Source organism: Gordonia sp. UBA7860 (genome assembly GCF_002500165.1).
Classification (GTDB): Bacteria; Actinomycetota; Actinomycetes; order Mycobacteriales; family Mycobacteriaceae; genus Gordonia; species Gordonia sputi.
Genome location: NZ_DLSO01000145.1, coordinates 1 through 3,273, shown reverse-complemented (window position 1 = coordinate 3,273; position 3,273 = coordinate 1). Strand labels below are relative to the sequence as shown.

Sequence of the window (3,273 nt, the reverse complement as noted above, 5' to 3'; positions counted from 1 at the left end):
CCCCCCCCCCCCGCCGCAGCCTCCGCCGCCGCCCCCGCAGCTACTCGACGAACCGCAGCTACTCGACGAACCGCAGCTACTCGACGAACCGAAGCCGCCTCCGAAGTCGCCACCTGCACTCCACGAGCCGCCGAAGTGCCCGGTCGATGCTTTCGCGTTGGCTGCGAAGGGGGGATCGACGAGCTCGACGATGCGGATGCCGAAGAGCGCCACGCCGATCGCTGCGGCCGTCGGACCATATGTGCGTACGGCAGGCCGTAGTTCAGGTCGGAGATGTCGGTTCCTCGATCGTGCGGCGGCCAATGCCGTGTTGCCGCGGATCGTGCGTCGTTCTTGGATGCATGCCACCAGCGGCAGGAACATCAGGTCGGCGAAGAGGAAGGCGAGCAGCAGGCCGGTCGGCTTTCCGTTGCTCAGCCCCGCGATGACCCGGATCACGCCGACGACCATGACGAGCACCAACGCGAGTCGGGCGCCTCGGGCGGAGGGCGTCGTGAGGTAGCCGCGTGCGCGTAGTTCGTTGCGTAGGTCGGTGCGGGCCCACCGGGTTGTTCTGGCCACATTGTTGGGCTTTCCCGACTGGTTGCGGAGTGCCTCGAGGATCGTGCGAGACAGTTGATCGAGTCGGGACTTCGTGCGCGACGGCGTGGGGGTCGGCCGGCCGTCGGAATCAACGTATCCCTGCGTGAGTAGTTGTGTGAGCGCCGCGAGGTGTGCGTTGCGATCGGAGACCAGCATGCCGATCTCCGTGGGTGTCAGTCGTTCGATCGGATCGTCGAGGCGGATGCGTCGTGCGCGGTAGATGTCGCAGATCGCCCAGAGCCAGCATGCAACGGATGTTGTGGCGAAGATGACGAGGAAGACCGGCCCGGAGATTCCCCAGGTGTTCTGACTGTGCATGTGTACCACCACCTTTCGTGAAGGGGTCGACCACAGGTCGCCGGCGGATCAGCAACGCGCCATCGCGTAGATCCTCGGTGCCGGCAGGTCGGCTGGAACGTCGATGTGTGGGTGCCCGACGGACCCCGAGATGGGGTTGGGCGCAGGGGAGTGCGGCGTACCCGGAGGGGGCTATCAGCCTTGTCGGGAGTTGTTGCCGCGCAAGATGACCCGTGGACCAGGAAAGGTCAGAGCTGGGTCACGTCGAGGTGATCGTGTACGTCATCTGTTGTCTCGGTGTCGTTGTTCATGACCACCTCCTTCTTTTTGGTATCGAAGAGCTGTGTGGCGTGGAACGTGCACCGCGCCAGGTCATCTCAGTATCGGGGCGGCGTCGCAAATAGCCACTCCCCGCCGCACTTCGTCACCGATTCGTGACTGACGACCAATGATTCGACGAATCGCTGTCGAGCGCGTGAACGACTTACACGCCCCACCCGTAGACGTAGTCGGCGAGCCCGGTTCCGTGGGCCGGTGACTGTCCCGGCAGATTCGGTGTGCTGTTGAGGACGTAGTACGTGTTGGGCGTGCCGGCGTCGATGACGGCGATCGACTGCGTGTACATCGCCTCGCCCTTGGGGAGTTGCTTGTGGAGAACTCGGAACAGATTCGGCAGCGAGCCGGTGTACTTCACGACACGGAACTGCGCGCTCGTCTTCGTTTTGTGCGGATCATTCACCGGGAGGTTGACGTTGGTCGTGGTCCACTTATCAAGGTTCCGCTGCGGATTCTTGATCGCCTTGAGCGCCGACACGGTCGCGGGATTGGCCACCGCGAGGTGGATGTGAAGCTGATCCTTCCCTCGTGCCTCGGCTGAATTCACGCCAATGGCAAGGGGTTTCGCGGGAACCTTGGTGACCCACTTCTGGGCCTCCGCCCATGCGGAGTACCAGAGGTTCAACTGCGAGCCGTCCCACAGGTAGGAGCATTCGATGCCCTTGATGCGATTGGTCGGCACCAGCAGGTAATCGTCGCCGTGCCCGGGATGATCGCCGCCGAGGCGTATCGCGTAACGCTTGGGGTGCTTCTTGTCGGGTTGGTACTTCGCCGCGGGCGTCACGACGTCGAGGTTGCCGGGCTTGAACGGCTTGACGCCCGTCTCACCCTTCACGTCGTCCCAGAGTGTGAATCGGGGGTCCGTCTTTCCGGAGTCCGAGTCGAGTCCGCACCCTGCCGGTGGCGGCGCGACCTTGGGTGCGGCTGTGGCGATGCCGCCTCCGAATGCTGTGCTCATGGCGATCGCCGCACCGATGGCGAGTGCGGCCAGTCGTCGACCCCCGCACGCTCGTGGTGTTGTCCGAAACGACGTCGTACGCAGTAGGGGCTTCATCTCTGGCCTCTCGCCGATTCAGGTGGTCTTCGACGTCGATGCTGGTGGCCATCGGCGTCGAGCGCGGCGGCTCGTGCGGGATCATCGTTCCACGTGCGGGCACGGTCACTACGTGAAAGCGGGCAATTCGTGTCCTGCGTTCGGCAGACGTAGACGGCGTGGCGCCCCTCTCGACTCGACCGCGACGGCGGCGTCCGAGCTAAGCAAACGAGTAACTCTAATTAACATGAGTCACATCTGCCACTTTGGTAACTGCCCGGTCTCAATGTCGGAGACCTGTGGTCACGACGTCCGATTGGCCTGGCATGGGTGCGGGCGGCCGCAATACGGTTCACCGGTGCGTAAGAGATCGTGGTGGTCCGTCGTGTCCGTGCGGCGTGTGGTCGTTGTGGTGGTTCTGGTCGCGACGGCGTTGAGCGTCGGGTTGGTCAATGCGGGGTCGGCAAATGCTGCCTACTTCGGCCGCTTCTATGTCGGTGGCTGCGGGATGCCGGCCACCCCTGTCGACATGTGGACGCGCGCGGGCAATTACAAGACGGTCATCGCGCTCGACGGCCTGCGTGCCACCAGCGATATGAGTGGTTGGCGCCACGAGACGCATATCCAGCGGATGGCGGATTCCGGAGTGAACGTCATCCAGCCGGTCGGCGGCCTCGCGAGCTTCTACTCCGACTGGGAGACCAAGAGCCCGGCGAGCAAGATCGCCTACCGGTACCGCTGGACGTGCCGCCTCGACGGGATCATCCGTGCGCTCGACGCACGCGGTCTCGCGGTGGGACCGAAACAGAAGTACGCCATGATGGGCATCTCGATGGGCGGCAACGCCGCGATGATCTACGGCGCCTACCACCGCAACCGCATCTCCGACATCTTCTCGATGTCGGGCTACCTCAACCTCTCCGCGCCGACCATGCGCGAGGCGATTCGCGTCGCCCTCATCGACGCCGGGGTCGAAGCGGGCGTCGGACCGCTGAGCGCGGACGCGATGTGGGGCCCGCCGTGGA

Annotated in this window: 3 protein-coding genes; 1 reads left to right on the top strand and 2 read right to left on the bottom strand. The window is 64.4% G+C overall.

Going from position 1 to position 3,273, the window contains the following annotated elements; genetic code table 11:
* Together B3T59_RS18115 and B3T59_RS18110 are read right to left on the bottom strand one after the other, a co-directional pair.
* Window positions 1-900, bottom strand: a 900-nt coding sequence (locus tag B3T59_RS18115; RefSeq protein WP_287004598.1) for a TIGR04222 domain-containing membrane protein, incomplete at its 3' end; no start/stop codon positions are given.
* Between the two features lie 463 nt (window positions 901-1,363).
* Window positions 1,364-2,173 (bottom strand): CDP-diacylglycerol diphosphatase, encoded by an 810-nt coding sequence (locus B3T59_RS18110; RefSeq protein ID WP_005203842.1) that lies wholly within the window; start codon window positions 2,171-2,173, stop codon window positions 1,364-1,366.
* Window positions 2,174-2,633: 460 nt separating this feature from the next.
* Between B3T59_RS18110 and B3T59_RS18105 the strand changes: the two genes are divergently transcribed.
* Window positions 2,634-3,273: alpha/beta hydrolase-fold protein (locus B3T59_RS18105; RefSeq protein WP_287004599.1), on the top strand; the 640-nt coding region annotated here is incomplete at its 3' end.

Excerpts from the sequence above, each read along its gene's own strand:
- B3T59_RS18110 (WP_005203842.1), bottom strand. The coding sequence starts at position 2,173 with ATGAGCACAGCATTCGGAGGCGGCATCGCCACAGCCGCACCCAAGGTC.